The organism is Massilia sp. CFBP9026 (genome assembly GCF_034045165.1).
Classification (GTDB): Bacteria; Pseudomonadota; Gammaproteobacteria; order Burkholderiales; family Burkholderiaceae_D; genus Telluria; species Telluria arenae.
Genome location: NZ_JAXCWH010000002.1, coordinates 811,041 through 836,816, shown reverse-complemented (window position 1 = coordinate 836,816; position 25,776 = coordinate 811,041). Strand labels below are relative to the sequence as shown.

Sequence of the window (25,776 nt, the reverse complement as noted above, 5' to 3'; positions counted from 1 at the left end):
TTATTTTTTCTCCGCTGCTTGCATCAGGCCGATGAAGCGGTCAAACAGGTAGGCGACGTCGGTCGGACCGGGCGAGGCTTCCGGGTGGCCCTGGAAGCAGAACGCCGGCTTGTCCGTGCGGGCGAAGCCCTGCAGCGAGCCGTCGAACAGCGAGACGTGGGTCACGCGGCAGTTGGCCGGCAAGGTTTCCGGGTCGACCGCGAAGCCGTGGTTCTGCGAGGTGATCAAGACCTTCTTGCTGTCCAGGTCCTGCACCGGGTGGTTGGCGCCATGGTGGCCGAACTTCATCTTCATGGTCTTGGCGCCGGATGCCAGCGCCATGATCTGGTGACCGAGGCAGATGCCGAAGGTCGGGATGCCCTTCTCGATCAGCTCGCGCGAGGCCGCAATGGCGTAGTCGCATGGTTCCGGGTCGCCCGGGCCGTTGGCCAGGAAGATACCGTCCGGATTGAGCGCCAGGGCGTCGGCGGCGGTCGATTGCGCCGGCAGCACGGTGACCTTGCAGCCGCGTTCGGCCAGCATGCGCAGGATGTTGCGCTTGACGCCGTAGTCGAAGGCGACCACGTGGTATTTCGGATCGGTCTGCTTGCCGAAACCTTGGCCCAGTTTCCACTCGGTTTCGGTGAACTCGTAGGGCTCGGTGACGGACACGACCTTGGCCAGGTCCATGCCGGCCAGGCCCGGGAACGAGCGCGCCAGTTCCAGCGCCTGGGCTGGCGACGGCTCGGCGCCTTGGGCGGCGGTGAGAATAGCGCCGGCCTGGGCGCCTTTTTCGCGCAGGATGCGGGTCAGCTTGCGGGTGTCGATGCCGGCGATGGCAACCACGTTCTCTTGCTTGAGATAGTCGCCCAGCGATTGGGTCGAACGGAAGTTCGAGGCCAGCAGCGGCAGGTCACGGATGATCAGGCCGGCGGCGTGCACCTTGCCCGCTTCGACGTCGGCGCTGTTCACGCCGTAGTTGCCGATATGCGGATAGGTCAGGGTAACGATCTGGCGCGAATAGCTCGGATCGGTCAGGATTTCCTGGTAGCCGGTGATCGCGGTGTTGAACACCACTTCGCCGGTCGTATGACCGACGGCACCAATGGAATATCCTTTGAAGATGGTCCCGTCAGCAAGTGCCAGGATGGCTGGAACGGAGGGGCCAGAAAAAAATGGCGGCAAGGGCAACTCCCGAAAAAGTTGCCGTAGCTTCGCCACGTCAGACCGACATCCAACTGTCCTGGACGCAGTGAAGCCGCCCGGTGTTGGAGGTCATGTTGAATGAGGGATGGTGGGTATGCGCTACGGCTAAGTTTGAATTAGATAAACTTCCGAATTATAGCGCGAACTCTGATGTTCGGCAATGCGGCGCTGCCACATATCCGATACCAAATTGTCGGAAGATGACACGCCTTGCCATCTTCCCTGCCCTGCTGAAACTTATGTTGCGAGTGCAATATGGCTCCCGCAACTTGTCCTTAGGCGACGTTCAAGGCAGCGATGCCGGCGCGGGCGATCTGCACGTCCTGCTCCGACTTGACGCCCGAAACGCCGACTGCGCCGATCACATGACCGTCGACGATTACCGGCACGCCGCCTTCGAGCATGCCTTCCAGCTTCGGCGCGCTCAGGAAGGACATGCGGCCGCCGTTGATCACGTCTTCATAGATCTTCGATTCGCGGCGGCCGAGCGCGGCGGTATTGGCCTTGGCGGGCGCGATATACGACGAGACCGGCGGCGCGCCGTCCAGGCGCTGCTGCCACAGCAGGTGGCCGCCATCGTCGACGATGGCGATCGAGACGTTCCAGCCGTTGTTGACGGCTTCGGCTTCGGCGGCAGCGCCGATTTTCTTCACGTCGGCCAGGGTCAGGTAGGGTTTGGTGTTCATGGTGTTGCCTTTCTTATGGAATTTGCTGCCGGAGCTTGAGCTTGGCTTTGATTTGCGGCATGACGGCGGCGGCGGCCTGCTCGCCGGCCAGGATGGCGAGATTGCGTCCGCCGAAATCGCTCGATCCCATATTGCCGAGTGCCGGCGTGATCACGATGTCGGCGTCCTTCAGTTCGAAATGGTTCAGGCGCTGGCCCATGATGCTGAAGGTCTGCATCAGCACGTCGAGCGAGCTGGCCGTGGCCGCGCCTTCGGTCGCGCTCGAGATATTGACGGCGATAATGAAATCGGCGCCCATCTCGCGCACGAAGCGCACCGGCACCGGCGCCACCAGGCCGCCATCGACGTATTCCTTGTTGCCGATTTTTACGGGCTGGAACACGCTCGGCACGGCCGACGAAGCGCGCACCGCCATGCCGGTATTGCCGCGGTTGAACAGGATCGGCTGGCCGCTCTTGAGGTCGGTGGCCACGGCGCCGAAGCGCAGTTTCAGCTTTTCCATCGGCACATTGCCGATCGCCTTGTTTACATAATTTTGCAGCGCCTCGCCCTTGAGCAGGCCACTCGATTTGCTGAGCCACGGCATGGCCCAGTCCGAGATGGTCGCCTCATCCATGGTGAGGGCCGTCTTTTGCAGCGCGAAGCCGTTCAGGCCAGATGCATATAGCGAGCCGACCACCGAGCCGGCGCTGGTGCCGACCACGATCTCCGGATAGATGCCCTGGGCCTCGAGCGCCTTGATCACGCCGATATGGGCGAAGCCGCGCGCCGCGCCGCCGCCGAGGGCCAGGCCGATGCGGATTTTCTTGGGAGGAAGCGGCGCAGCCTGGGGCGCCACCACGGGCGTGGCGGCGACGGGAGCCGGGGTCGGGGTGCTGCCGCAGGCTGCCAGCAGCAGCGCGGCGCAGGCCACGAGGGAAGTACGACGAGAAACCATGGAATGTGGGGAAAAGAACGAGGCGACGATTGTACCTCGGCTCGTTCTCTCCAGCACATCAAACCCACCCGGGGTGGGCGACGCCCTTTACAGGCTGCCGCGCAGGCTCACCGACACATTGCGTGGATCGCCGTAGTACCAGGCCAGGCCGGTCGGACCGAATTTCTTGTAGTAGACCTTATCGAACAGATTGTTCACATTGGCCTGCACCGACAGCTTGTCGCTGAAGCGCCAGGCGAGCATGGCGTTGGCGACGCCATAGCCACCCTGGGTCGCGGTCAGGCCGGCGCCGCGCACATAGGAATCGCTCTGCATGTTCACGCCGCCGCCGACGGTCCAGCCCGGGCCCGAGCGGTTCGGGCTATAGCTGGTGAACAGGCGCAGCTGGTGTTTTGGATCGATGGTGCGCAGCGGCTGGCCGGTGTTGGCGGCGGTACCGCTCACGTATTTGGTACGGGTGTTGGTATAGCCAGCCATCAGCTGCCAGCCAGGCAAGACTTCGCCCGACACTTCCGCTTCCAGGCCTTCGCTGCGCTCCTTGCCGCCGGCGATGCGGCAGAAGCCGGTCAGGTTGGTCGGCGGACAGGGATTGACCGACGACGTGTCTTCGATCGCGCGGCCGACGTTTTCGACCTGGAACAAGCCCATCGAGGCGTTCAGGCGGCCGCCGAAGAACTCCCCTTTCAGGCCGAACTCGATGTCCTCGCCGATGACCGGTTCGAGCAGGTTGCCGTCGGCGCCGCGCACCTCCTGCGGCTCGAAGATCTCGGTATAGCTGGCGTAGGCGCTGATCTCGTTCGACAAGTCATAAACGATGCCGACATAGGGCGTGGCTTCGCGCGTGACCTTGAAACCGCTGCCATTAGTGCGCCGCTCGGTTTCGTACCAGCTCAGGCGGGCGCCGAGCAGGACGGCCAGCGGGTCTGCCAGCGAAAAGCGCGCCGTGGCGTAGGCGCCGTTATTGGTGGTCACGGTCGGTGCGGCGCCGCCGGCCGGCATCGTCGTCACCTCGCGCTCTGGATAGGTCGAATACGGATCGAAGGTGCGGATGTCGATGGTCTGCTTGAACAGGGTGCCCGCGCCGTAGGTGGCGATCGTCCGGTCATACACGCGCTCGGCGCCAACCACCAGCGTGTGCTTGCGTCCGAACAGCGTGAACGGGCCATTGGCGACGAGGCTCAGCGCCTGCTGGCGGCTGTCGTCGCCGGTGTACTGAGACGTCGTCATGTCCATCAGGTAGGGATTGGTGGTGCTGGTGCGCGCGATATACGTCTGCTTGAAGCCATTGGTCTTGAGGCGCATCCCGAGATAACCGGCGTTCGCGCGCACGCTCCAGCCATTATCGAAGCGGTGTTCGATGCCGATCTGGGCCTGGTCGTTGTAGCGGTTCCAGCGGTTCCAGCTGGCGCCCAGGAAGGTGTCGATCGGCAGGTTCAGCGAGGAACCGTCGAAGTTGCCCGGCAAACCGCCCCAGGCGCCGGTGGCATCGAGGTCGGTGTGCTGCAGCCAGGCGGTGACCGTGGTGCGTGGCGTCAGGTCGGCCTGGACCACGCCGTACAGCACTTCACGGTCTTCTTCGCGCCCATCCTGGAACAAGTCCTTCTTGTCCTTCACCGCCACCACCCGGCCCCGTACCGAACCGCTCTCATTGAGCGGGGTCGACACGTCCATCTCGACCCGGCGGCGATCCCACGAGCCGACCGTCAGGCCGGCCGACGCCTGGAAGGCGGCCGTCGGCAGCTTGCGCACCATATTCACGGTGGCGGAAGGGCTGCCGGAACCGCGCAGCATGCCCGAGGCGCCGCGCAGCAGTTCGACCCGGTCCAGGACGGCCGTGTCCGGCTGGATGAAGTAGGCGCCGGACTGCTTGTAGCTGAGCCCATCGATCTGCATGGCATCGACGCGGAAGCCGCGCGAGTTGTAGGCGATGCGCTCGCTGTCGGTGTAGTCGACCGTGATGCCGGCGGTGTTGGTCAGCACGTCGGTCAGGTCGAGCATATTGCGCTCTTCCATCAGCTGGCGGGTGATGACGGTGACCGGCTGCGGCGTGTCGCGGATATCCTGCTCGCCCTTGAACAGGGTCGAGGAACGGGTGGTGAACGACTTGCTCTTTTCGGTGGTGGCGTCGTGCCTGCCGGTGATGTTGACGGTGGGGATGGCGTCGGTTGCGATGTCGTCCGGCGCTTCCGGCGCTTCCGCCATGGCAGTCAGCGGCGATAGCAGGGCTGCGGTTGCGCACAGTGCAGTGGCCTGGCGCACAAGGCGGGCGACGGGCGTTGGATGGGATACAACGGATGGCACTGGGCGCAACATGATCACTCCTTGAAAGTGTTTTGATAATGAGAATGATTCGCATTATAATTCCTGTTCAATAGTTGAAGCAATGCACATATTCGACGCCCCCACCAAAACAGGCATGTTTCGTTCGGGGAGTGCACAGGCATCATCGAATTAAATAAACCCTACAAGAGAATGACGACCATGAAGAAACTGCTGCTCTCCTCGCTCCTCGCCTTTGCTGCGATCGCACCTGCCGCCCAGGCGCACCACGTCTGGCTGGAGCAGGATGGCAAGACCGTGAAGCTGCAGTTCGGCGAATTCGGCCTGAACCAGCGCGAGACCACGCCCGGCCTGCTGGACAAGTTCGTCGCCCCGCGCGCGACCCTGCTCAAGGCTTCCGGAGAGACTGCGCTGACATTGGAAAAGACGGCCAAGGGCTATGTGGTCGGCGGCGCCACGCTGGCAGCGGGCGACGCGATCGTGGCTGAAGACAATGCCTATCCGGGCTGGGAAACGACGGAGGACGGCACAACCCGCCAGCACATCTGGATCCCGGCCGCGCGCCTGGCAACCAGCTTCGCCGCGCAGCAGCCGAAGCTGGCGCTGGACATCGTCCCGACCGGCACGGCCGGCGAATTCAAGGTGTTCTATAAAGGCCAGCCGCTGCCGAAGGCCAAGGTGGCGATCACCGTCCCGAGCGGCTGGTCGAAGGAAGCGCTGGCCGACGCCAACGGCGCGGTGAAGTTCGACCTGCCGTGGAAAGGCACCTATGTGCTGGAGACGGCGCATACCGACAAGACCGGCGGCGAGCGCGCCGGTGTGCAGTACGCCAGCGCCAGCCATACGTCGTCGCTGACCGTCGTGCAGCCGAAAGGCATCGCGGCCCTGGCCGCGGGCCCTGCGCTGGCGCCGGGCGCCGAGCACTGATCGCCGTTCGCTTGCATAGAAAGGCCCGAGCCTCATGACTACCCTCACCTGGCGCTACCGCGGCGGCGTGGCCGCGCGCACGGTCGCGGCCATCGCCGGCGGCTATGTGCTGACGTCGATCGCCAGCGCCCTGATCGCCATCGCGCTGCCGCTGCCGCGCGCCGACGCCGTCACCATCGCCACCCTGCTCTCCTTCGTGGTCTATACCTGCGTGATCCTGTGGGTATTTGCCACCAGCAGCGCGCTGCGCGCCTGGGTCGGCGTGGTCGCAAGCAGCAGCGTATTGGGCGCCGTCCTGTGGATCGCCGGGAGGGCGTCATGAAAGAAGGCTTGCGCCAATCGATGGCCTGGGTGCACACCTGGTCGGGCCTGCTGGTGTGCTGGCTGCTGCTGCTGGTGTTCATGGGCGGCACCGCTGCCTACTACAAGCACGAGATCACGTTCTGGATGAAGCCCGAGCTGCACAAGGCGGCCGATGCGCCCTCGCGGGTGACGCCGGCCGAATCGGCCGCGCTCGCGGTGCGCGAACTCCAGCAGCGCGCGCCGAAGGCCAATGCCTGGTTCCTCGACCTGCCGCACGAGCGCAATCCGCTGATCTACGCCAGCTGGACCAATCCGCCGAAGAAGGGCATGACCCGCGAAGAGCGGCGCGCGGCCTTCCGCACCCAGAACTTCACCCTCGATCCGATGACCGGCGAGCATACCGCCGCGCCGCGCGATACCCGCGGCGGCGAATTCCTGTACCGCCTGCACTTCGACCTGTACTACATGTCGGCGATCTGGGGCCGCTGGATCGTCGGCATCGCCGCGATGTTCATGCTGGTGGCGATCGTCAGCGGCGTGATCACGCACAAGCGCATCTTCAAGGATTTCTTCACCTTCCGTCCGAAGAAGGGCCAGCGCTCGTGGCTGGACGCGCACAACGCCACGGCGGTGCTGGCGCTGCCGTTTCACCTGATGATCACCTATACCGGCCTGGTCACGCTGATGTTCATGTACATGCCCTCGCCCACCAAGGCGCTGTACGGCGCCGAGCAGAACGCGATGTTCGCGGACGTGTTCCCGAACGCCGAACGGGTGAAGCCGGCGAAGGAATTCGCGCCGCTGGCCGACATCGCGCCGATGCTGCTGCAGGCCGAACGCGCGTGGGGCCAGGCGCCGACGCGCGTGGTGGTGACCAACCCGAACGACGCCAATGCCCGGATCGAGCTGCATCGCCCATCCGGCCAGCAGTTGTCGAACATCGAGCCGACCATGACATTCGACGGCGCCAGCGGTGCGCTGCTATCCGGCGCCAAGCCGATGAGCACGACGCTGGACGCGCGCGCCGCGATCTACGGCCTGCACGTTGCCCATTTCGCCGACCCGCTGCTGCGCGCGCTGTTCTTCGTGTGCGGCCTGGCCGGCACCGCGATGGTCGCCACCGGCGCCCTGCTGTGGGGCGTGAAGGAGCGCCAGAAATACGCCAAGGCGATCGCGCAAGGCGGCAAGGTCGGCTTCGGGGTGCGCCTGGTCGACGCCCTGAACATCGGCGCCATCGCCGGCCTGCCGATCGCCTTCGCCGTCTACTTCTGGGCCAACCGCCTGCTGCCGGTCGAGATCGCGCAGCGCACGAACCTCGAGGCCAACTGCTTCTTCATCGCCTGGGGCCTGGCCGCGCTGCTGGCCCAGATCCGCCCGACGCGCGCGATGTGGCGCTTCCAGCTGACGCTGGGAGCGGTCCTGCTGGCCGGTATCCCGGTGCTGAACGCGCTCACCACCGACACCCACCTGGGCGTGAGCCTGTTCGGCGGTCCGGCCCTGCGCGCGGTGGCCGGCTTCGACATCGTGGTCCTGCTGCTTGGCCTGCTGCTCGGCTGGGCCGCCTGGTGGCTGGGCCGCAAGGCAAAAAAACAGGCTGCCGCCCGGCAGCCGGCGAACCCGGCGCAAACCACGCCACTGGAGGCTGCATGAGCGCATTGATCCTGAGCGGCGCCGCCCTCGCCTTCAGCGGCTTCGCCGCGACGAGCATCACGATGGACCGCCACTACGCGGACATCCACGGCCGCGGCAAGGAAGCCCCCGCCGCCACCCGCCTTCGGCTGCGCGCCCTGGGCTGGATCGGCCTGCTGCTTTCATTCATGGCCTGCATCGGCGCCAGCGGCTGGCACCTCGGCCCGGTGCTGTGGTGCGGCATCCTGTCGCTCGCCGCCTGGACCGTCACCCTGCTCCTGCAATACCACCCGCGCCGCGTGATGCAAAGCGCCTGGATCGGCATCCCCGCCGCCCTGCTCGCCACCACCCTCCTCCTGCGCACCTAAAGCCCACGCAATTAGGGTCAGAGTCGAATTATCGAGCAATTTCCCATTCCCGCTCGCCGATCTTCTCTGACCACAATTTCTGAGTCACAGCTTTCCGAAAAGACAATTAGGGTCAGAGTCGAATTGTTTGACAACTTTAAAAGTTGCTCGATAATTCGACTCTGACCCTCATGCGTTTTGCAACAAAAACAGGCGTCTCAACTGTTCTGAGGCACGTTTTTTGGTCAGTCCTTTCGAGAGCCCATTGTTCATCGCTGAAGCATTTCTCGACAGCGAAAAAACAAGCATAAATTAATTAGGGTCAGAGTCGATTTATTGAGCAATTTCTCGAAATTGCCATTAATTCGACTCTGACCCTAATTATCTTGAAAGCAAATTGCAGCGAGGCTCGTGGAGCAAAAACAAAGCCCCTCTGCATTTCACAAAGTTGTCAAACAATTCGACTCTGACCCTAATTGGAGGGGGGTTAGGCGGGGAGCGAGGTGTTGGGGAGCGAGGCGGAGAAGGTGCTGCCTTTGCCGGGGTGTGAGGTGATTGTCAGCTTGCCGCCGTGGCGCAGCAGGACGTGCTTGACGATCGCCAGGCCGAGGCCGGTGCCCTGCGTTTCGCGCGAACGGCTCTTGTCGACGCGGTAGAAACGCTCGGTCAGGCGCGGGATGTGTTCGGGGTCGATGCCGATGCCGCAATCCGTTACCGCGAAACTCAGGGCGTCGGCGCCGCGGGTCCAGGCCAGGCGGATCGTGCCGCCGTTGGGCGAGTAGCGCACCGCGTTCGAGGCCAGGTTGGCGAAGGCGCTGCGCAGTTCTTCCATGCTGCCCATCACGTCGGGGCCGTCGACCGCCACGTCGATCGTGTGCCGGCCGCCAGACAGCGCGCGCGCCTCGGCGGCGATCGAGTCGATCAGGCTGCGCACGTCGACCCGCTCGCGCTTCATCGGATATTCGTCGGACTCCAGCCGCGACAGCGTCAGCATGTCCTGGATCAGGCGCTGCATGCGGTGCGCCTGCTCCGTCATCAGGTTCAGGTGCGCCATCCGCGTGGCGACGTCGATGCCTGGATCGGACATCGCGATCTCGAGGAAGCCCACGATCACCGTCAGCGGCGTGCGCAGCTCGTGCGAGGCGTTGGCGATGAAATCGCGGCGCATCGCTTCGATGCGCTCGGTGTCGGTGGCGTCGTGCGTCACCAGGATCTGGCGCCGGTTCTCGAACGGGATGATGCGGCATTCCAGCTTGCGGCCGCGGAACGACAGCGTCAGCGGCTGCTCGTAGCGGCCCAGCACAATGTAATCGATGAAGTCAGGATGGCGCACCAGGTTCGTGACGCGCAGCCCCTTGTCGCGCTCCATCGTCAGGCCCAAATGCTTCTCGACCGCCGGATTGCACCACTCCAGGAACAGCACGTCGTCCATGATGGCCACGCCTTCCGGCAGCAGATGCATCGCCTGGCGGAAGCGCGCCAGCCATTCGGTCAGGTCGGCCTGGTGGCGCTCATCGTCGCGCCGCAGGCGGTACAGACGGGCAAACGCATCGGTCCAGGCGCCCCAGCCGTCCGGCAGGCGCGTGCTATGCGGCTCGTCCAGCCACTCGCCCAGCTTGTACAGGTACGACAATTGCGTGAACACGGCGACCGCCATCCCGGCCAGCGCCAGCGACAGCGCGGCCACGAGACCGAACCACCACCACACCACGCCGGACACGGCGAACAACAGCGCCGTGCGCAGCAGCGCCGGCACCCAGAACAGCAGCTTGGGATTCATCGCGTCCTTCGACACCGCTTATTTCTCGGACAGCATGTAGCCGACGCTGCGCACCGTACGGATCAAGCCATCGGCCGATTTCAGTGCCTTGCGCAGCCGCAGCACGTGCACGTCGACCGTGCGCTCCTCGATCACAGCGTGGTCGCCCCACACCCTGTCGAGCAGCTGGGCGCGCGAGAACACGCGCTCCCGATGCGCCATCAGGTACTTCAAGAGCTTGTACTCCGCATTGCCGATGTCGATCTGCTGGTTCTCCACCGTGACGGTGCAGCTGTTCGGATCGAGCGTCACCGTGCCGGCGCGCAGCGGCGCCTCGGCCAGGTGCGGCGATTTGCGACGCAGCAGCGCGCGCGAACGCGCCAGCAGCTCGCGCGGCGAGAACGGCTTGGTGATGTAGTCGTCGGCGCCGTTGTTCAGGCCCGCCAGCTTGTCCTCTTCCATGCTTTTTGCCGTCAGCATGATCACCGGCAGGTCCTGGAAATCGCGGTCGGCGCGTAGGCGCGAGAGCAAACGCAGGCCGCTCTGGTCGGGCAGCATCCAGTCCAGCAGCAGCAGGTCGGGCTTGCCCCGGCTGATGCTTTCCCAGGCGCCGGCCGTGGTGTCGGCGGTGCGGATGTCCCACCCTGCCTCGCGCAGCGAATAGGTCACCAGCTCGACGATCGCCGGCTCGTCTTCGACCACCAGGACGGAGGTATTGTCCGCCATGCTCAAACCGCCGGCAGGTCGTCGAGGATGACCTTGCTGTGGCGGATGTCGCGGCCTTCGACCACGTAGATCACGTACTCGGCGATGTTCTTCGCGTGGTCGCCGATGCGCTCGATCGCCTTCGCCACCCACAGCGTGTCCAGCGCCGACGAGATCGTGCGCGGGTCTTCCATCATGTAGGTGACCATGCTGCGCAGGATGGTGCGGAACTCGTGGTCGACCACCTCGTCGCCGGCGATGATCTGCAAGGCCTGCTTGCCGTCCAGGCGCGCGAAGGCGTCCAGCGAATCGTGCAGCAGTTCCGAGGTCGCCTTGGCGATGGTGCGGATCATGTCGTAGTGGGCGAAGCCCGTAACGCCGCGCTCGTGCAGGCTCTTGGCGGTGCGCGCGACCTTGGTCGCCTCGTCGCCGATGCGCTCCAGGTCGGTGATGACCTTGATGGTGGCCATCACGGTGCGCAGGTCGTTGGCGGTCGGCTGGCGCTTGACGATCAGGTGGCTGCAGGCGTCGTCGAGCGAGACTTCGAGCTGGTTGACGGCCTGGTCTTCGGCCATCACGCGCTCGGCGCGCGGGATGTCGCCGATGCGGAAGCACTCGAGCGCTTCCTCGAACTGGGTTTCCACCATGCCGCCCATCAGCAAGACCTGGGAACGGATGCCCTCGAGTTCCTGGTCGTACTGCTTGGATGAATGCTCGCCTGTCATAACTTCTCCGTCAAATTTTTTTGTGAAGCCGGCGGGGCCGGCAAAATGAGCAACCGGGTGGAATCAGCCGAAGCGGCCGGTAATATAGTCTTGCGTTTCCTTGCGCGCCGGATTCATGAAGATCTGGTCGGTCTCGCCGAATTCGACCAGCTCGCCAAGATACATGTAGGCAGTGTAATCCGAGCAACGCGCGGCTTGTTGCATATTATGGGTCACGATGGTGATCGTGTAATCCTGCTTCAGCTCGCTGATCAGTTCTTCGATCTTGGCGGTCGAGATCGGATCCAGCGCCGAGGTCGGCTCGTCGAGCAGCAGGACGTCGGGTTTCACCGCCACGCCGCGCGCGATGCACAGGCGCTGCTGCTGGCCGCCCGACAGCGACAGGCCGCTCTTGTTCAATTTGTCCTTGGCTTCTTCCCACAGCGCCGCCTTTTTCAGGGCCCATTCGACGCGCTCGTCCATCTCGCCCTTCGACAGGTTTTCGTACAGGCGCACGCCGAAGGCGATGTTGTCGTAGATCGACATCGGGAACGGGGTCGGCTTCTGGAACACCATGCCGACCTTGGCGCGCAGCATGTTGACGTCGACACCCGGCTCCAGGATGTTGCGGCCGCGGTACATGATCGAACCTTCGGCGCGCTGGCCCGGGTACAGGTCGTACATCCGGTTCAGGGTGCGCAGCAGGGTCGACTTGCCGCAGCCCGACGGGCCGATGAAGGCCGTCACCTGCTTGGCGTGGATGTCGAGCGACACATTCTTGAGGCTCTGCGTTTTACCGTAAAAGAAGTTCAGGCCCTGGATTTCGATCGTCTTGGCTTTGGCGGCGGCCGGCGCCGGAGTCGTATTGAGCATGGCTTGGTTCATCACTTTGTCTTTTATCAGGATGGGATTAACGCGGGGTCTTTTGGGCAAACATGGTGCGCGAAACGATGTTCAGCAGCAGCACGGTAGCGGTCACGAGCAGTGCACCACCCCAGGCCAGCGAACGCCAGTCGTCGTACGGGCTCATCGCGAACTGGTAGATCACGACCGGCAGGTTGGCCAGCGGCGCATTCATGTCGTGGCTGTAGAACTGGTTGTTCAGCGCGGTGAACAGCAGCGGTGCGGTCTCGCCGGCCACGCGGGCCACGGCCAGCAGCACGCCGGTCACGACGCCGGCCTTCACGGCGCGCAGGCGCACCGTCATCGCCACCTTCCAGTGCGGCGCGCCGAGGGCGTAGGCCGCTTCGAGCAGGCTGGCCGGCACCAGTTGCAGCATATTGTCGGTGGTGCGCACCACGACCGGGATCGCGATCAGCGACAGCGCAATCGCGCCGGCATAACCCGAGAAGTGCTGGACGTTGGCGACATAGATCGCATACACGAACAGGCCGATCACGATCGATGGCGCCGACAGCATGATGTCGGTCACGAAGCGGGTGATTTGTGCGAACTTGTTGTTCTGGCCGTACTCAGCCAGGTAGATGCCGGCCAGGATGCCGATCGGGGTGCTGACCAGGGTCGACAGGCCGACCATCATCAGCGAGCCGACGATGGCGTTGCGCAGCCCGCCTCCCGGGGTGCCCGGGGCCGGGGTGTCGTTCGTGAACAGGGTGCCGGCCAGTGCGCCGAAGCCGTTGTACAGCAGCGTGCCCAGGATCCAGGCCAGGAAGGCCAGGCCGATGCCCATGGCCAGCACCGACATCGTAATGCCGACGCGGTGGGCCAGCAGGCGCTTGCGGTAGACGGGGTTCTTGATTGCGTTGTTCATCTCTGTCGCCTTGAATTATTTGGTGCCTTCGTTACGGGACATGCTCAGCAGCATCAGCTTGGCCGCGGACAGCACGACGAAGGTGATCGCGAACAGGATCAGCGCCAGGGCGAACAGGGCCGACGAGTGCAGCGCAGTGGCCGCTTCGGCGAATTCATTGGCCAGGGTCGACGAAATCGAGTTACCGGCCGAGAACAGCGAGGCCGAGATGCCGTGCGAGTTACCGATCACGAAGGTGACGGCCATGGTCTCGCCCAGTGCGCGGCCCAGGCCCAGCATCACGCCGCCGACCACGCCGCTGCGGGTGTACGGCAACACCACCTTGCGCACCACTTCCCATTTGGTGCAGCCGAGACCGTATGCCGATTCCTTCAGCACGGTCGGGACGACTTCGAACACGTCGCGCATCACCGAAGCGATGAAGGGGATGATCATGATCGCCAGGATCAGGCCGGCCGTCAGGATGCCGATGCCCATCACCGGGCCCTGGAACACCACGCCGATCAGCGGCAGCTGGCCCAGCGTTTCCTTCAGTGCCGGCTGCACGTATTCGGCGAACAGCGGCGCGAACACGAACAGACCCCACATGCCGTAGATGATCGACGGCACGCCGGCCAGCAGTTCGACCGCGGTGCCGAGCGGACGGCGCAGCCAGGCCGGGCAGATCTCGGTCAGGAACAGGGCGATGCCGAAACTGATCGGGAACGCCACCGCCAGTGCAATGATCGACGTCGCCAGGGTGCCGTAGATCGCAATCATGGCGCCATACTGGTCGTTGACCGGATCCCACTCGACGCGGGTGATGAAGCCCAGGCCGAATTCGGCGAACGCCGGAGCGGCGCCGATCGCCAGCGAAATGATGATACCGGCCAGCGCCGCCAGCACCGAGGCCGCGAACAGCCAGGTCACTTTATGGAAGAAGAAATCCTGCAGGCGCTGGTTGCGCATGGTGTTGCGCAGGGCGGGAGTTTCGAAGGTGTCGGCCTGGGCCGCCACCTTCGAAGGCAGGTCGTTCACGGACACGGATGGATGGACGCTCATGGTGTGGTTGACTTGGTTATCAATATCGTTTTGTCAATATCGCTGGCGTGCGGAAAGACCGGTCGCGCCGGCCCTTCCGGGTTCAGGAAATGTGGATTACCAGAGCGCCTTGCCGGTCGCATCCTTCAGGTTGGCGCGCCAGGCATCCTGCACCAGCTTGGCGACTTCGGCCGGCATCGGCACGTAGTCCAGGTCGGCGGCGGCAGGCGCGCCGTTCTTGTAGGCCCAGTCAAAGAACTTCAGCACTTGCTGGCCCTTGGCGGCAGCCTGGGTCTTGTGGACCAGGATGTAGGAGGCGCCGGTCACGGGCCATGCGCCCTTGCCAGCCTGGTTGGTCAGGACCACCGCGAAGCCCGGGGTGCCCTTCCAGTCGGCGCCGGCGGCGGCGGCCTTGAAGGCGTCGTCCGAAGGCTGCAGCCAGCTGCCGTCGGCGCCTTGCAGCTGGGTGTGCGACATCTTGTTCTTCTTGGCGTAGGCCCACTCGACGTAGCCGATGCCGCCCTTGATGCGCTGCACGTTGGCGGCCACGCCTTCGTTGCCCTTGCCGCCCACGCCCACTGCCCACTTGACGGTGGTGCCGGCGCCGATGGTCGATTTCCAGGTCGGGCTGACCTTGCTCAGGTAGTCGGTCCACAGGAACGAGGTGCCCGAGCTGTCGGCGCGGCGCACGACGGTGATGTCGGTGGCCGGCAGCTTGACGCCCGGGTTCAGCGCGGCGATCTGCGGCGCGTTCCACTTGACGATCTTGCCCATGTAGATGTCGGCGATGACGGCGCCGCTCAGTTTCAGCTGGCCCGGGGCGATGCCGTCCAGGTTCACGATCGGCACCACGCCGCCCATGATGGCCGGGAACTGGAACAGGCCCGCGGCATTCAGTTCATTCGCCGCCAGCGGCATGTCGGACGCGCCGAAGTCGACGGTCTTGGCCTTGATCTGCTTGATGCCGGCGCCCGAACCCACCGACTGGTAGTTCAGGCCGACGCCGGAAGCCGCCTTGTACAGCTCGGCCCACTTGGCATAGATCGGGTATGGGAAGGTCGCGCCGGCGCCGGTGATGTTGGCGTTCTGGGCGCTGGCGGAGAATGCCGTTGCGGCCAGGGCGATCGAGACGAAGAAGTGCTTCATGCGCATATCGGATCCTTTGGAAGTGACACCACGGGACGGTCCCGCTGACGATGAGGCGCAGTCTAACGGGCGAATGTGACAGGTTCATGACATATTTGGCCAATGTGACATGAACATGACACGCGCGCAAGGATGTCATCCCCGGGCGCGGCGCGGCGCGCGGATGGAAATTGGCGTCAGCCGAATAATGTCATGTTCCGCATTGTGGGCACTTGTAAATACACCATTGCCTGCTAACCTGAGAGTGTAGTCATTACATGGAGGGGATGCCGACAGGCGTTTGTTTTATATGTTAGATCTGATGGTGATGGGGATTCTGAGCGGACTGGCCGCCCTTGTGGCGTTCGAGATTTACCAGGAAGTCCGCGGCAGCTCCTCCGATTTGCACGACCGCTATCACGAATAGCGCATGGCCCGCTCAGTGGGCCAATACTGCAGGCGGCGAGGCCGATGGCGCTCGCCGCTTGTCGTATACGAGGCGCTATTGTCGAACTGCCGCCTTCATGACATTTATCGCATGAAGCGCGCTAGCGCCGTTACCGCGGCCAAGTCGGGCTGCAGGAACTGGAAGCCGACCTTGAATTCGCCGCTGCTGAAGATGCAATATGACACCTTGGCCCGCGTATTGATGGTCACGAAGCTGCCCTCGACCAGCAGGTCGAAGGACAGTTGGCCGCCCTGCCCGACCGCCAGCGGATCGGCCAGGCTGATGCTCACGCCGTTGGCGCCGACGTCGGTGGTCTTGCCGCCGACGGGCGGCTGGCCGTCCATGGCGAGCATGGCCTTGGTGCGGTACACCTTGCGTGGGGATTTCCTTTGGTCTTGATACACGTGTTTAGCCGAATACAGTGAACAAGACACAATTATAGAATCTTTCGAGAAATCCGACAGGCAATAGCCCAGCCCGCTGGGCAGGTATTGACGATCAGTCGACCTCGCGCAATTTATTAAACGCCTCCTCAATGCGTTCGACGGTAATGATGCGCATGCCCTCGATATTGCCCTTCGGCGCATTCGATTTCGGAATCACCGCCAGCGAGAAGCCCAGCTTGGCCGCTTCGCGCAGGCGTTCCTGGCCGCGCGGCGCGGGGCGGATCTCGCCGGCCAGGCCGACCTCGCCGAACACCACCAGCCCGCGCGGCAGCGGCTTGTTGCGCATCGACGAGTTGATCGCCAGCAGCACGGCCAGGTCGGCCGCCGGTTCGGTAATCTTGACGCCGCCGACCGCATTGATGAACACGTCCTGGTCGAAGGCTGCGATGCCGGCGTGGCGGTGCAGGACCGCCAGCAGCATGGCCAGTCGATTTTGCTCCAGGCCGACCGACAGGCGGCGCGCGTTGGGCAGGTGGCTGGTGTCGACCAGCGCTTGAATTTCGACTAACAGCGGTCTCGTTCCCTCTTGCGTCACCATCACGCAGGAACCCGGCACCTGGCTGTCGTGCTGCGAAAGGAACAGGGCGGACGGATTCGACACCCCTTTGAGGCCCTTCTCGGTCATCGCGAACACGCCCAGCTCGTTCACCGCGCCGAAGCGGTTCTTGATCGCCCGCACCAGACGATAGCTCGACTGCGTATCGCCCTCGAAGTACAGCACGGTGTCGACGATGTGCTCCAGCACGCGCGGGCCGGCCAGCGCGCCCTCCTTGGTGACGTGGCCGACCAGGATGATGGTGACGCCGGTCTGCTTGGCCACCCGCGTGAGCTGGGCCGCGCACTCGCGCACCTGGGCCACCGAGCCGGGGGCCGACGTGAGCGCATCCGAATACATGGTCTGGATCGAGTCGATCACCACCACGTCGGGTTTCAAGTCGGCGATGGTGCCGAGGATTTTCTCGAGCTGGATCTCGGCCTGCAATTTCAGGTCTTTCGCATCCACTGCCAGGCGCTTGGCGCGCAGCGCGATCTGGGCGCCGGATTCCTCGCCGCTGACGTAGAGGGTACTGCGGACGGTGGACAGGCTGGACAGCGCCTGCAGCAGCAGGGTCGACTTGCCGATGCCGGGGTCGCCGCCGATCAGGACCACGCCGCCGGCCACCAGGCCGCCGCCCAGCACGCGGTCGAATTCCTCGATGCCGGTGCCGAAGCGCGGCACATCGATCGCCTCGATGTCGGCCAGCGACAGCACCGGCGCCGTCTGCGCCAGGCTGCGGTGCGGGGTTTGCGACATGCGGTTCACGCCGGGCGTGTCGACGACCGTCTCGACCATCGTGTTCCAGGCCTTGCAATCGGCGCACTGGCCGGTCCAGCGGGTGGAGATCGCGCCGCACTCGCTGCAGGTGTAATTGGTTTTTGCTTTTGCCATCGTGTGTATATGGGGATTGTCGGGCCGCGGTTCAACCGTCGGTGCCGAGACGGCCTTCGGTCACGCGCACGCGCGGCGCCAGCGCGCACATCAGCTCATAGCCGATGGTGCCCGCGGCCTGGGCCACTTCGTCGATCGGCAAGCCGTCGCCCCACAAGGTGACCTTGCTGCCGATGCGGGCGTTGGGGATGGGCGTCAGGTCGACGGTCATCATGTCCATCGAGACCCGGCCGACCAGGGTGGTGCGCACGCCGTCGACGATCACCGGCGTACCATGCGGCGCGCTGCGCGGGTAGCCGTCGGCATAGCCGCAGGCCACCACGCCGATCGTCATCGGGCCTTCGGCCTCGAAGCGGCTGCCGTAGCCGACGGTGTCGCCCGGCCCGATATGCTGGATGCCGATCACTTCCGAGCGCAGGGTCATGGTGGGACGCAGGCCAAAATCCTGGGCGCTGCGGCCGCCCGGCGTGCCGCCATACAGCATGATGCCGGGCCGGACCCAGTCGTTCGACAGCTGGTCGGCGAGTTCGGCCTGGTGCAGCACGCCGCCCGAATTCGACAGGCTGCGCTCGCCGGCCAGGTCGGCCGCCCCCAGCTGGAAGCGCCGCACCTGCTCGGCGATCGTCAGGCGCGGATGCTCCAGCTCGTCGGCGTTGGCGAAATGGGTCATGTGGGTGATCGAGCGCACGTCGCGGATCGCGCGCAGGCGCTGGTAAGCCGCGGCGTACTCCGCGGGCGGGAAACCCAGGCGGTTCATCCCGGTGTTCATCTTGAGGTAGACGTCGATCGGGCGGTACAGCTGGGTGTACTCGAGCAGCTTGACCTGCTCGATGCTGTGCACGGCGGTGGCGATATTGTGCTCGGCCAGCAGGGGCACGTCGGCCGCTTCGAAGAATCCCTCTAATAAAAGAATCGGCTTGATCCAGCCGAGTTGGCGCAGGCGGATAGCGCTTTCCAGCTCGACCAGCGCCAGGCCGTCGGCGCTGGCGAAGCCGCGCAGGGCGCGTTCCAGGCCGTGGCCGTATGCATCGGCTTTCACGACGGCCCAGATGTTCGCCAGCGGCGCACAAGTGCGCGCCTGGGCGAGGTTGTGTTGCATGGAATCGATGTGGATGGTGGCGAAGAGCGGGCGCGGCATGGCAATCTTTTAAGAAAAACGGAGGGAATCCGGTATAAAACGTCAAGTGCCTATTTTACCGGAGCGGGCCACGCGCCGCCGCCTTGGCACCGTTTCCCGTTTCGCCTGTCTATGCATTCATGGTATAAAGCAACCCGGACCAGATTTGTGAATTCTCGAATGAACCGTGGTTTCTATACCATCATGGCGGCGCAGTTCTTCTCGTCGCTGGCGGATAACGCGCTCCTGTTTGTCGCGATCAGCCTGCTCGTCGCCATGGATGCGCCGGCATCGCTGACTCCGTTGCTGAAGCTGTCGTTCGTGCTGTTCTACGTCTTGCTCGCCGCTTTCGTGGGCGCCTTCGCCGATGCGCTGCCCAAGGGGCGCGTGATGTTCATCGCCAACATCATCAAGGTCTTCGGCTGTGCGCTGATGTTCTTCACCATCCATCCCCTGCTCTCGTATGCCGTGGTCGGCTTCGGCGCGGCCGTGTATTCGCCCGCCAAGTACGGCATCCTGACCGAACTGCTGCCGCCCGAGAAACTCGTGCCCGCCAATGGCTGGATCGAGGGACTGACCGTGATGTCGATCATCCTCGGCACCGTGCTCGGCGGCACCCTGGTGAGCGAACGCGGCACGGCCTTCCTGCTGTCGTTCGACACTTTTGCGAGCCTGGGCCTCACGACCGGCGCCGAAGCGGCGATGGCGGTGGTGGTCGGCATCTATCTCCTGGCCGCCCTGTTCAACCTGCGCATTCCGGACACCGGCGCCCGCTACGAGCACCAGGAACGCAATCCGGCCAAGCTGATCGCCGATTTCGCCAACTGCTCGGCCACCTTGTGGCGCGACAAGCTGGGCCAGATTTCGCTGGCGGTGACGACGCTGTTCTGGGGCGCCGGCGCGACCCTGCAATTCATCGTGCTGAAATGGGCCGAACGCTCGCTCGGCATGCCGCTGGACAAGGCCACGAACCTGATCGGCGTGGTCGCGATCGGCGTGGCGCTGGGCGCGGCGATGGCGGCGCGCATGATCCCGCTGCGCAAGTCGCTGACGGTGATCCCGATGGGCATCGTGATGGGCCTGGTCGTGACCAGCATGGTCTTCGTGCACTCGGTGACAGTGGCCTACCCGCTGCTGGCCCTGATCGGCTTCCTGTCGGGCTTCTTCGTGGTGCCGATGAACGCGCTGCTGCAGCACCGCGGCCATGTGTTGATGAGCGCGGGCCACTCGATCGCGGTACAGAACTTCAACGAGAACCTGTCGATCCTGGTGATGCTGGCCGCCTACGCGGTGATGATCACCCTGAACCTGGACCTGGACATCATCATCGTCATCTTCGGCCTGTCGGTCGCCGGCATCATGCTCCTGATCCAGCGCCGCCACACCCTCAACCAGCGCGAACACGACTCACTCGGCCTGATCGGCGAAGGCAAACACTGACCCCCACCGCCCCCCCCCCCAATGAGGGTCAGTGTCGAATTGTTTGACAACGTTTCGCGCCAGCCATTGCTCGGCGCGCGAACTGGCTTGCCGATTACCACCAGCACTTGCTCGGACAGCGCACTCTGTCCCCGATTACTCGCTGACGCGGGAAATTGCTCAATAAATCGACTCTGGCCCTAATTATTTTGCATGGAAATTTGGGGTAGTCAGGCAATGCATTTTCAGCGCATTCCGCTGCGGCTCAGCATCCTCCTCATTCGTTGCCAGACCTCAACTTAAACAGATCCCACCAGCAAAAAAATAATTAGGGTCAGTGTCGATTTATTGGGCAATTCCTCAAAGTTGTCAAACAATTCGACTCTGACCCTCATTGTTTACTGTCGAGTCGGCCACCTGAAAACGGAGGACTCGGGGGCGAATTATCGGGGGAGCCGGAAAGTTGTCAAACAATTTGACACTGACCCTCATTGGAGGGTCAGGCTGGCTTGGCCAGCTGCATTTGTGCGGCGCGGGAGCGCCAGTCGGTAGGGACGATGAAGCCGCGGTCGACTTCTTCGATGAAATCATCGTGGCGGCGCATGGTGGCGACCAGTACTGGCGTGCTGGAGGATGCGAACTGGTCCGCCAGGGCGGCGTGGAGTTGGGAACGGCTCATTAGTGGCGTGGTGGGATGCGCCCGCAATGGGGCGAGCCACTGGAGCTTGGGCAGGAGCAGGAATTCCTCGCCAGCGATGTCATCGATCTCGTCCAGGGCGCACCAGAAGCCGCGGCAGTGGGCGGCCGTGATGCCCCGCATCGCGGGCCAGTTGCCGGATGGGTAGAATAGCCAGCCCTTGACCAGGGCTTGTGCCTGGGTCACGGGGAGCGGCAGCAGCGCCTGCGCCGCGGGATGATCGCCCAACGCCAGCTGGCGATCGAAGACCTTGCGCATCTTGAGGCCCAGGGTGTCGGCCAGGTTGGGGCCCACCAGGGCGTCGAACTCGTTCGATCCGCCGCCATCGAGCAGGTAGAACTTGGTGGCGAATTCGATGTGGGTCAGCGCCCCCGGCCCGTTCTCGAGCAGGAAGTCGAACTCGCCCACCGTGTCGTTGCGGCTGGCGCGCACCTGCAGGCCGTGGCGCACCAGGCGGCCCTGCTCGGCGAAATAAAAGGCCATCAGCTTTTCGGCGTATAGCCCAAGCCGCGTGTGGATCTTGTCGCCCAGGGCCGCGTCGAGCCTGGCGGGGTCCAGGTCGAGTCGGGCCAGCCAGTCGGCCACGTCTTGCGTGACGGGGCCAAGTGTGGCGATGCGGCCAGCCCACTCGGGCGCGGCCGCATCGAGCAGGTCGGGCGCGTCGAGCAGCCAGGCCAGTGCGCGCACCCGGTCCTGCCGCAGGTGCCCCCAGCGGCGGTGAAAGCCGGCCTGGTAACTAGCCGCGTGGTCCAAGGGATCGCGCCCGGCACAGGTCGGCCCAGGCCTGCGCCTTGTTCTCGCCGCGCAGCAGCAGTTCGCCCGGATGCAAGGTCGCCACCAGTGGCACCTCGCCCAGGCGATGGACCTCGCCGCGGGCGCCGGCCAGCGGCTCCTGCAGCGCGCGGCCCAGCAGACCATTGGTCGCGACCTGGCCCAGGGTCAGCACGGTCGTGGCCCCGGTGAGCGCCAGTTCGCGTTCGACGAAGGGACGGCAGGCGGCGATCTCGCCCGGCGTCGGCGCGCGGTCGCCGCCTTTCGCGTTCAGCGGCCGGCACTTGACCAGCGGCGTAACATGGACATCGCGCTCGCGCGACAGCCCGACCGCGTGCAGCATATTGTCGAGCAGCTTGCCGGCATCGCCCGTGAGCGGCTGGCCGGCCTCTTCGTCGAGTGCGCTCGGGGTGCCGGCGACGATCAGCCAGCGCGCCTGGCGCGGACCGGCGCCGTACACCGGCTTGCGGCCCGCGCCGCAGGCGCAATCCGTGCAAGCGGCGATCGCCTGGCGCAGTCCAGTCCAATCCATGGTGGCGACGTCGGGCGCCGCCGGTTCGGGTGCGGCGCTGTCGTCCCAGGCCGAATCGTCGGCAACCGGCGGCGGATTGCGGTAAGGCGGCGCGGACAGCGGCGTGTGGGCGCGCGCGGCCGGTGCCGGCTCTGGTACAGGTGCAGGTGCGGCAACTGGCGCCACTGCGGGCGCAGCGGTTTCAGGCGCCGCCTCGACGACGGCCGCCTCGGCCACCGGATCCGCCTCGGACTGCGGCACATCGCGCAACTGCCACAGCGGGCCGACACCCATCTCGGCCAGGAACAGCGCGTCGCGCTGGCTCGTGTTCTTCATAAATCCAGCCTCATCACGATCGCATCCTCGCGGCTTGCCGGGCCCGCCGGATAATAGCCCTTGCGGCGGCCGATATGGACATAGCCATAGCGCCGATACACGTCCAGCGCCCGTTCGTTCGACGGCCGCACCTCGAGCAGGATCGACGTCATGCCCTGGCTGCGGGCGCGCGCCGCGACCTCGTCGAGCAGGCGCCGGCCCAGGCCCTGGCGCTGGCGCTTGCCGGCCACGGCGACGTCAAGCAGGTGCGCCTCGTCGAGCGCGTACATCAGCAGATAGTAGCCAGCCAACTCACCGGCCGCATCGCGCACGGTCCAGCAATCGTAGCCGCTGACCACGGAATCGACGAAGTTACCACGGCTCCAGGGATAGGGAAAGACGCCGCATTCCAGCGCCCATACCTCGTCCACGTCGGCCGCCGTCATCGGGGCCAGGCGCAAGCCGGTGCCTTCCAGCTCCCTCATGCGCCAGCCTTGGCCTGGTTGATGGCCTGGCGCTCGGCGCTCGTATACGCGACCTTGTTGCGCAGGTAGATCGGCTGGGCCTGAGCGGCGGGCACGCCCTGCCCGGCCGCCAGCGCGGCGCGCGCCAGCAACGCCAGCTCGCGCGCATGCGGCACGATATCGGGCAACGCGGTTTGCGCGAACGGCTTGCCGGCGAAGGCGTCGGCATACTCTGCGAAGCCATTACCGCAAGCTTGCAGGCGGTCGGCCGAATCCTGAGCCGGATACTGCGGCGCCACATCCTGCGGCGCCGACAGGGTCGGCGCCACCACCTCGCTCCAGCCACCATCAAGGAACCGGTACTGAGCCCAGTACACCTCGCCCATGCGCGCATCCAGCACCGCCAGCACTTCGCTGGCGCCGGTGGTGGCGCGGCAGGCTTCGCCCATCGCCTCCAGCGTCACCAGCGGCAGCACAGGTAGTTTGGCGCCGTAGGCCAGGCCCTGGGCCACGCCGCAGGCGGTGCGCACGCCGGTGAAGGAGCCGGGACCGGCGCCGAAAGCGACGGCGTCGCAATCGGCCAGCGCGATGCCGGCCTCGTTCAACAACTCCTGCACCATGGGCAGGACCGATTGCGAGTGGCTGCGCACGCCGGGAGTCGAGCGCGCGATGACGTTGTCCCCGACCAGCAGCGCGCAGGACGCCAGCTCGGCCGAGGTTTCGATAGCAAGGATGGTAGACATGCCGCTATTTTAACCTCTCGGCCCGGCGCCTTCCATGGTGGCGCCGCGAATCGCCATCGCAGTGCAACACGATTAAAAAGTCGCTGTACAATGCCGCACATGCAGAGCCTGACCCTCGACTCCACCTCTCGCGACGCTGTCGCCGCTGCCGTCAACGGCGACGGCTGGACCGTCGCCTGCCTGTGCGCCGCCTGGTGCGGCACCTGCGCGACCTACCGCGCCACCTTCGAAGAGCTGGCGCTGCGCCATCTGGACAAGCACTTCGTCTGGATCGACATCGAAGACCAGGCCGACCTGGTGGGCGACCTCGACGTCGACAACTTCCCAACCCTGCTGCTGCAGCGCGGCGACACAGTCGCCTTCTTCGGCACCATGGTGCCGGACGGCGGCGTGGCCGACCGGCTGATCCAGGCCCAGGCCGAGCAGAGCGATGCCGAACTGGCGCGCCTGGCGCAGTCGAGCCAGGAGCGACGCGACTGGCAAGAGGAATGCAATCTGCGCCAGCTGCTCGGCGCGCACTGACCCTCCGCAGTCGCTTCACCCGTCAAAGCTGCCCCTGCGCCAGCAGTTCGCGCGTACGCGAGAGCGTCGACAGCAAGGCGCTGCGGTAGCCCTTCTCGCCATCCATCCAGGCCTGCTCGGCCTGTTCTTCCGCGCCGCCCGGCGCCTTGTCGCGCAAACCCAGGTAGCAGTAGAAGCGCAGCTGCAGCGCGCCGTCGGCATCCTCGAAGAGTTCGTTGACGATGACGCCTTCGCGCGGACCCGAGGCCTGGAAGAAGGACACCTTGCGCTCCACTTCGAAGCCGATGATTTCGCGCAGGTCCTGGCCCGCGATAGTGGCCTCGCGCACGATATGCGTCGCGCTCTCTTCCACGACGTCGGAGCGGGTGCACAGGCCGGAGGGCAGGAACAGGCGTGCGTCGCGCGCCTTGCGCACCAGGCCGGCCCACGCCTGGGCGCGGGTCAACGGGGTTTCGCCTTGCGGGTTGACGGGGACGGTGGCGGTCGAATAAATCATGGCGTTCTCCTTGATGATGTGATGTCGGCTGACACTTCGTATGCTACGCATCCCACAGACGGTCCAAAAGCCGTTATATTTGGACACCCTGTCTTACCGGTGGAACATATGGACCTGCTTGCGCTTGCTGATTTCAATCTCGTCGCCCGCCACGGCGGATTCGGCCGCGCCGCGCGCGCCAGCGGCCGGCCGAAGGCGACCCTGTCGCGCCGGGTGGTCGAACTCGAGGCCAGCCTCGGCCTGCGCCTGCTCGAACGGGGTGCGCGCACGCTCAAGCTGACCCAGGAGGGGCTGGCGCTGCACGAGCGCACCCGGGTCTTGCTGGCCGAGATCGACGCGACGGCCGAGGCGATCGCGTCGGGCGCCGACCGCCCGCGTGGCCGCCTGCGCGTCAGCGCGCCGCTGCTGTTCTCGCAGCTCGCGATGGGCAGGCTGGCCGCCGGCTTCGCCCTGCGTTATCCCGACGTGAGGCTCGAGATCACGACCGAAGACCGCAGTGTCGACTTGGTCGAGGAAGGCTATGACCTGGCGATCCGGGTCAATCCTGATCCGGACGAGCAGCTCGTCGGCCGCATCTTCCTGCGCGACCGGCTGGTGGTCGTGGCCGGCCCTGGCGTGGCGCGCCCAGGAGAGGGAGAATCGGCGCCGGCCGTCGTGCGCGGTACGGGCGACAGCGCATGGAAACTGCGCTCGGATACCGGCACCGGCACAACCTGCATGCTGGTCGATCCTGTCCTGACCCTGTCGTCGCTCATCATGGTGCGCGATGCGGTGCGTGCCGGTATCGGCGCCGGCCGGCTGCCGCTGTCGCTCGTCAGCCGCGACCTGGCCGCCGGCGCCCTCGTGCACTGGGGCGACGTGGATGCGCCGGAGGTCGCCCTGTGGGCGCTGTACCCATCTCGGCGTCTGCTCAGCGCCAGGGTGTCGGCCTTCCTCGACTACCTCAAGGAAACGTTCCCGCAGGGAACGCCGGACGAACTGGCGGCCTGCATCGCCGGCGACCGCTAGCGCTCAAGCCAA

26 protein-coding genes are annotated in these 25,776 nt (G+C 65.0%); 7 read left to right on the top strand and 19 right to left on the bottom strand.

The window, feature by feature from the left end:
- From carA to SOM28_RS08105, 4 genes are all read right to left on the bottom strand, one after another.
- Positions 1 to 1,164, bottom strand: a complete 1,164-nt coding sequence (gene carA / locus SOM28_RS08120; protein ID WP_123072173.1) for a glutamine-hydrolyzing carbamoyl-phosphate synthase small subunit — start codon at positions 1,162 to 1,164, stop codon at positions 1 to 3.
- Between the two features lie 296 nt (positions 1,165 to 1,460).
- A complete protein-coding gene (locus SOM28_RS08115) occupies positions 1,461 to 1,871 on the bottom strand; it encodes a GlcG/HbpS family heme-binding protein (RefSeq protein WP_320467794.1) in 411 nt (136 codons plus the stop codon).
- Positions 1,872 to 1,884: 13 nt separating this feature from the next.
- Positions 1,885 to 2,808: a patatin-like phospholipase family protein gene (locus SOM28_RS08110; protein ID WP_320467793.1), complete on the bottom strand. Its 924-nt coding sequence runs from the start codon at positions 2,806 to 2,808 to the stop codon at positions 1,885 to 1,887.
- 87 nt (positions 2,809 to 2,895) lie between these two features.
- Positions 2,896 to 5,121 (bottom strand): TonB-dependent siderophore receptor, encoded by a 2,226-nt coding sequence (locus SOM28_RS08105; protein WP_320467792.1) that lies wholly within the window; start codon positions 5,119 to 5,121, stop codon positions 2,896 to 2,898.
- A 168-nt stretch (positions 5,122 to 5,289) separates the two neighbouring features.
- Here SOM28_RS08105 and SOM28_RS08100 point away from each other — a divergent pair, with 168 nt between their 5' ends.
- Genes SOM28_RS08100 through SOM28_RS08085 form a run of 4 tightly spaced genes read left to right on the top strand, consistent with a single transcriptional unit; the run spans position 5,290 to position 8,315 of the window.
- Complete coding sequence (locus SOM28_RS08100) at positions 5,290 to 6,015, top strand: DUF4198 domain-containing protein (RefSeq protein ID WP_123072198.1); 726 nt, start codon at positions 5,290 to 5,292, stop codon at positions 6,013 to 6,015.
- Between the two features lie 34 nt (positions 6,016 to 6,049).
- Positions 6,050 to 6,337, top strand: a complete 288-nt coding sequence (locus tag SOM28_RS08095; protein ID WP_123072177.1) for a DUF3649 domain-containing protein — start codon at positions 6,050 to 6,052, stop codon at positions 6,335 to 6,337.
- Entirely contained in the window at positions 6,334 to 7,968 is a 1,635-nt protein-coding gene (locus SOM28_RS08090) for a PepSY-associated TM helix domain-containing protein (RefSeq protein WP_123072178.1), read from the top strand. Before SOM28_RS08095 ends, SOM28_RS08090 begins: the two co-directional genes overlap by 4 nt.
- Positions 7,965 to 8,315 (top strand): DUF3325 domain-containing protein, encoded by a 351-nt coding sequence (locus SOM28_RS08085; protein WP_123072179.1) that lies wholly within the window; start codon positions 7,965 to 7,967, stop codon positions 8,313 to 8,315. The genes SOM28_RS08090 and SOM28_RS08085 overlap by 4 nt, the downstream gene beginning before the upstream one ends.
- A 466-nt stretch (positions 8,316 to 8,781) precedes the next feature.
- On the opposite strand, the gene phoR is transcribed toward SOM28_RS08085, so the two are convergent.
- From phoR to alr, 10 genes are all read right to left on the bottom strand, one after another.
- Entirely contained in the window at positions 8,782 to 10,074 is a 1,293-nt protein-coding gene (gene phoR, locus SOM28_RS08080; protein WP_320467791.1) for a phosphate regulon sensor histidine kinase PhoR, read from the bottom strand.
- A gap of 18 nt (positions 10,075 to 10,092) precedes the next feature.
- Complete coding sequence (locus SOM28_RS08075) at positions 10,093 to 10,779, bottom strand: response regulator (RefSeq protein WP_320467790.1); 687 nt, start codon at positions 10,777 to 10,779, stop codon at positions 10,093 to 10,095.
- A 2-nt stretch (positions 10,780 to 10,781) separates the two neighbouring features.
- Positions 10,782 to 11,483, bottom strand: a complete 702-nt coding sequence (phoU, locus tag SOM28_RS08070) for a phosphate signaling complex protein PhoU (protein ID WP_123072182.1) — start codon at positions 11,481 to 11,483, stop codon at positions 10,782 to 10,784.
- Positions 11,484 to 11,546: 63 nt separating this feature from the next.
- Positions 11,547 to 12,335 carry a phosphate ABC transporter ATP-binding protein PstB gene (pstB, locus tag SOM28_RS08065; RefSeq protein ID WP_229520015.1) on the bottom strand — a complete coding sequence of 263 codons (789 nt, stop codon included), beginning with the start codon at positions 12,333 to 12,335 and terminating at the stop codon, positions 11,547 to 11,549.
- Positions 12,336 to 12,372: 37 nt separating this feature from the next.
- Complete coding sequence (gene pstA / locus SOM28_RS08060; protein ID WP_123072184.1) at positions 12,373 to 13,233, bottom strand: phosphate ABC transporter permease PstA; 861 nt, start codon at positions 13,231 to 13,233, stop codon at positions 12,373 to 12,375.
- 15 nt (positions 13,234 to 13,248) lie between these two features.
- A complete protein-coding gene (pstC, locus tag SOM28_RS08055; protein WP_414675166.1) occupies positions 13,249 to 14,181 on the bottom strand; it encodes a phosphate ABC transporter permease subunit PstC in 933 nt (310 codons plus the stop codon).
- A gap of 189 nt (positions 14,182 to 14,370) precedes the next feature.
- Positions 14,371 to 15,405, bottom strand: coding sequence for a phosphate ABC transporter substrate-binding protein PstS (pstS, locus tag SOM28_RS08050; RefSeq protein WP_123072186.1), 1,035 nt, complete (start codon positions 15,403 to 15,405; stop codon positions 14,371 to 14,373).
- Between the two features lie 504 nt (positions 15,406 to 15,909).
- On the bottom strand, positions 15,910 to 16,230 hold the full coding sequence (locus SOM28_RS08045) for a PilZ domain-containing protein (protein ID WP_320467788.1): 321 nt from the start codon (positions 16,228 to 16,230) through the stop codon (positions 15,910 to 15,912).
- Positions 16,231 to 16,324: 94 nt separating this feature from the next.
- Positions 16,325 to 17,701 carry a DNA repair protein RadA gene (radA, locus tag SOM28_RS08040; protein WP_123072188.1) on the bottom strand — a complete coding sequence of 459 codons (1,377 nt, stop codon included), beginning with the start codon at positions 17,699 to 17,701 and terminating at the stop codon, positions 16,325 to 16,327.
- 31 nt (positions 17,702 to 17,732) lie between these two features.
- Entirely contained in the window at positions 17,733 to 18,839 is a 1,107-nt protein-coding gene (gene alr, locus SOM28_RS08035; protein WP_320467787.1) for an alanine racemase, read from the bottom strand.
- A 159-nt stretch (positions 18,840 to 18,998) separates the two neighbouring features.
- Here alr and lplT point away from each other — a divergent pair, with 159 nt between their 5' ends.
- Positions 18,999 to 20,258: a lysophospholipid transporter LplT gene (gene lplT / locus SOM28_RS08030; RefSeq protein ID WP_320467786.1), complete on the top strand. Its 1,260-nt coding sequence runs from the start codon at positions 18,999 to 19,001 to the stop codon at positions 20,256 to 20,258.
- A gap of 478 nt (positions 20,259 to 20,736) precedes the next feature.
- Here the strand turns inward: lplT and SOM28_RS08025 are convergent, their stop codons facing one another.
- The 4 genes from SOM28_RS08025 to tsaB are packed head-to-tail and all read right to left on the bottom strand — an operon-like array spanning position 20,737 to position 23,738.
- Positions 20,737 to 21,687, bottom strand: a complete 951-nt coding sequence (locus tag SOM28_RS08025) for a DUF1853 family protein (RefSeq protein WP_320467785.1) — start codon at positions 21,685 to 21,687, stop codon at positions 20,737 to 20,739.
- Positions 21,671 to 22,552 carry a uracil-DNA glycosylase gene (locus tag SOM28_RS08020; protein WP_320467784.1) on the bottom strand — a complete coding sequence of 294 codons (882 nt, stop codon included), beginning with the start codon at positions 22,550 to 22,552 and terminating at the stop codon, positions 21,671 to 21,673. The genes SOM28_RS08025 and SOM28_RS08020 overlap by 17 nt, the downstream gene beginning before the upstream one ends.
- On the bottom strand, positions 22,549 to 23,016 hold the full coding sequence (rimI, locus tag SOM28_RS08015) for a ribosomal protein S18-alanine N-acetyltransferase (RefSeq protein WP_320467783.1): 468 nt from the start codon (positions 23,014 to 23,016) through the stop codon (positions 22,549 to 22,551). The genes SOM28_RS08020 and rimI overlap by 4 nt, the downstream gene beginning before the upstream one ends.
- Complete coding sequence (gene tsaB / locus SOM28_RS08010) at positions 23,013 to 23,738, bottom strand: tRNA (adenosine(37)-N6)-threonylcarbamoyltransferase complex dimerization subunit type 1 TsaB (protein ID WP_320467782.1); 726 nt, start codon at positions 23,736 to 23,738, stop codon at positions 23,013 to 23,015. Before tsaB ends, rimI begins: the two co-directional genes overlap by 4 nt.
- A gap of 99 nt (positions 23,739 to 23,837) precedes the next feature.
- On the opposite strand from tsaB, the gene SOM28_RS08005 reads away from it, so the two are divergent.
- On the top strand, positions 23,838 to 24,260 hold the full coding sequence (locus tag SOM28_RS08005) for a thioredoxin family protein (RefSeq protein WP_320467781.1): 423 nt from the start codon (positions 23,838 to 23,840) through the stop codon (positions 24,258 to 24,260).
- A gap of 22 nt (positions 24,261 to 24,282) precedes the next feature.
- Here SOM28_RS08005 and SOM28_RS08000 read toward each other — a convergent pair whose 3' ends face one another.
- A complete protein-coding gene (locus tag SOM28_RS08000; protein ID WP_320467780.1) occupies positions 24,283 to 24,756 on the bottom strand; it encodes an AtaL-like protein in 474 nt (157 codons plus the stop codon).
- A 108-nt stretch (positions 24,757 to 24,864) separates the two neighbouring features.
- Here SOM28_RS08000 and SOM28_RS07995 point away from each other — a divergent pair, with 108 nt between their 5' ends.
- Positions 24,865 to 25,764 (top strand): LysR family transcriptional regulator, encoded by a 900-nt coding sequence (locus SOM28_RS07995; RefSeq protein WP_320467779.1) that lies wholly within the window; start codon positions 24,865 to 24,867, stop codon positions 25,762 to 25,764.
- The last annotated feature ends 12 nt before the right edge of the window (positions 25,765 to 25,776 follow it).

What these genes read in the sequence shown, in the direction of transcription:
- SOM28_RS08115 (WP_320467794.1), bottom strand. Translation starts at nt 1,871, where the DNA reads ATGAACACCAAACCCTACCTGACCCTGGCCGACGTGAAGAAAATCGGC.
- SOM28_RS08105 (WP_320467792.1), bottom strand. Translation starts at nt 5,121, where the DNA reads ATGTTGCGCCCAGTGCCATCCGTTGTATCCCATCCAACGCCCGTCGCC.
- pstS (WP_123072186.1), bottom strand. Translation starts at nt 15,405, where the DNA reads ATGCGCATGAAGCACTTCTTCGTCTCGATCGCCCTGGCCGCAACGGCA.
- SOM28_RS08085 (WP_123072179.1), top strand. Translation starts at nt 7,965, where the DNA reads ATGAGCGCATTGATCCTGAGCGGCGCCGCCCTCGCCTTCAGCGGCTTC.
- radA (WP_123072188.1), bottom strand. Translation starts at nt 17,701, where the DNA reads ATGGCAAAAGCAAAAACCAATTACACCTGCAGCGAGTGCGGCGCGATC.
- SOM28_RS08075 (WP_320467790.1), bottom strand. Translation starts at nt 10,779, where the DNA reads ATGGCGGACAATACCTCCGTCCTGGTGGTCGAAGACGAGCCGGCGATC.
- pstA (WP_123072184.1), bottom strand. Translation starts at nt 13,233, where the DNA reads ATGAACAACGCAATCAAGAACCCCGTCTACCGCAAGCGCCTGCTGGCC.
- pstC (WP_414675166.1), bottom strand. Translation starts at nt 14,181, where the DNA reads ATGCGCAACCAGCGCCTGCAGGATTTCTTCTTCCATAAAGTGACCTGG.
- phoR (WP_320467791.1), bottom strand. Translation starts at nt 10,074, where the DNA reads ATGAATCCCAAGCTGCTGTTCTGGGTGCCGGCGCTGCTGCGCACGGCG.
- SOM28_RS08100 (WP_123072198.1), top strand. Translation starts at nt 5,290, where the DNA reads ATGAAGAAACTGCTGCTCTCCTCGCTCCTCGCCTTTGCTGCGATCGCA.
- tsaB (WP_320467782.1), bottom strand. Translation starts at nt 23,738, where the DNA reads ATGTCTACCATCCTTGCTATCGAAACCTCGGCCGAGCTGGCGTCCTGC.
- SOM28_RS08090 (WP_123072178.1), top strand. Translation starts at nt 6,334, where the DNA reads ATGAAAGAAGGCTTGCGCCAATCGATGGCCTGGGTGCACACCTGGTCG.
- SOM28_RS08005 (WP_320467781.1), top strand. Translation starts at nt 23,838, where the DNA reads ATGCAGAGCCTGACCCTCGACTCCACCTCTCGCGACGCTGTCGCCGCT.
- SOM28_RS08095 (WP_123072177.1), top strand. Translation starts at nt 6,050, where the DNA reads ATGACTACCCTCACCTGGCGCTACCGCGGCGGCGTGGCCGCGCGCACG.
- lplT (WP_320467786.1), top strand. Translation starts at nt 18,999, where the DNA reads ATGAACCGTGGTTTCTATACCATCATGGCGGCGCAGTTCTTCTCGTCG.
- SOM28_RS08020 (WP_320467784.1), bottom strand. Translation starts at nt 22,552, where the DNA reads ATGAAGAACACGAGCCAGCGCGACGCGCTGTTCCTGGCCGAGATGGGT.
- SOM28_RS08110 (WP_320467793.1), bottom strand. Translation starts at nt 2,808, where the DNA reads ATGGTTTCTCGTCGTACTTCCCTCGTGGCCTGCGCCGCGCTGCTGCTG.
- alr (WP_320467787.1), bottom strand. Translation starts at nt 18,839, where the DNA reads ATGCCGCGCCCGCTCTTCGCCACCATCCACATCGATTCCATGCAACAC.
- phoU (WP_123072182.1), bottom strand. Translation starts at nt 11,483, where the DNA reads ATGACAGGCGAGCATTCATCCAAGCAGTACGACCAGGAACTCGAGGGC.
- SOM28_RS07995 (WP_320467779.1), top strand. Translation starts at nt 24,865, where the DNA reads ATGGACCTGCTTGCGCTTGCTGATTTCAATCTCGTCGCCCGCCACGGC.
- SOM28_RS08000 (WP_320467780.1), bottom strand. Translation starts at nt 24,756, where the DNA reads ATGATTTATTCGACCGCCACCGTCCCCGTCAACCCGCAAGGCGAAACC.
- rimI (WP_320467783.1), bottom strand. Translation starts at nt 23,016, where the DNA reads ATGAGGGAGCTGGAAGGCACCGGCTTGCGCCTGGCCCCGATGACGGCG.
- pstB (WP_229520015.1), bottom strand. Translation starts at nt 12,335, where the DNA reads ATGCTCAATACGACTCCGGCGCCGGCCGCCGCCAAAGCCAAGACGATC.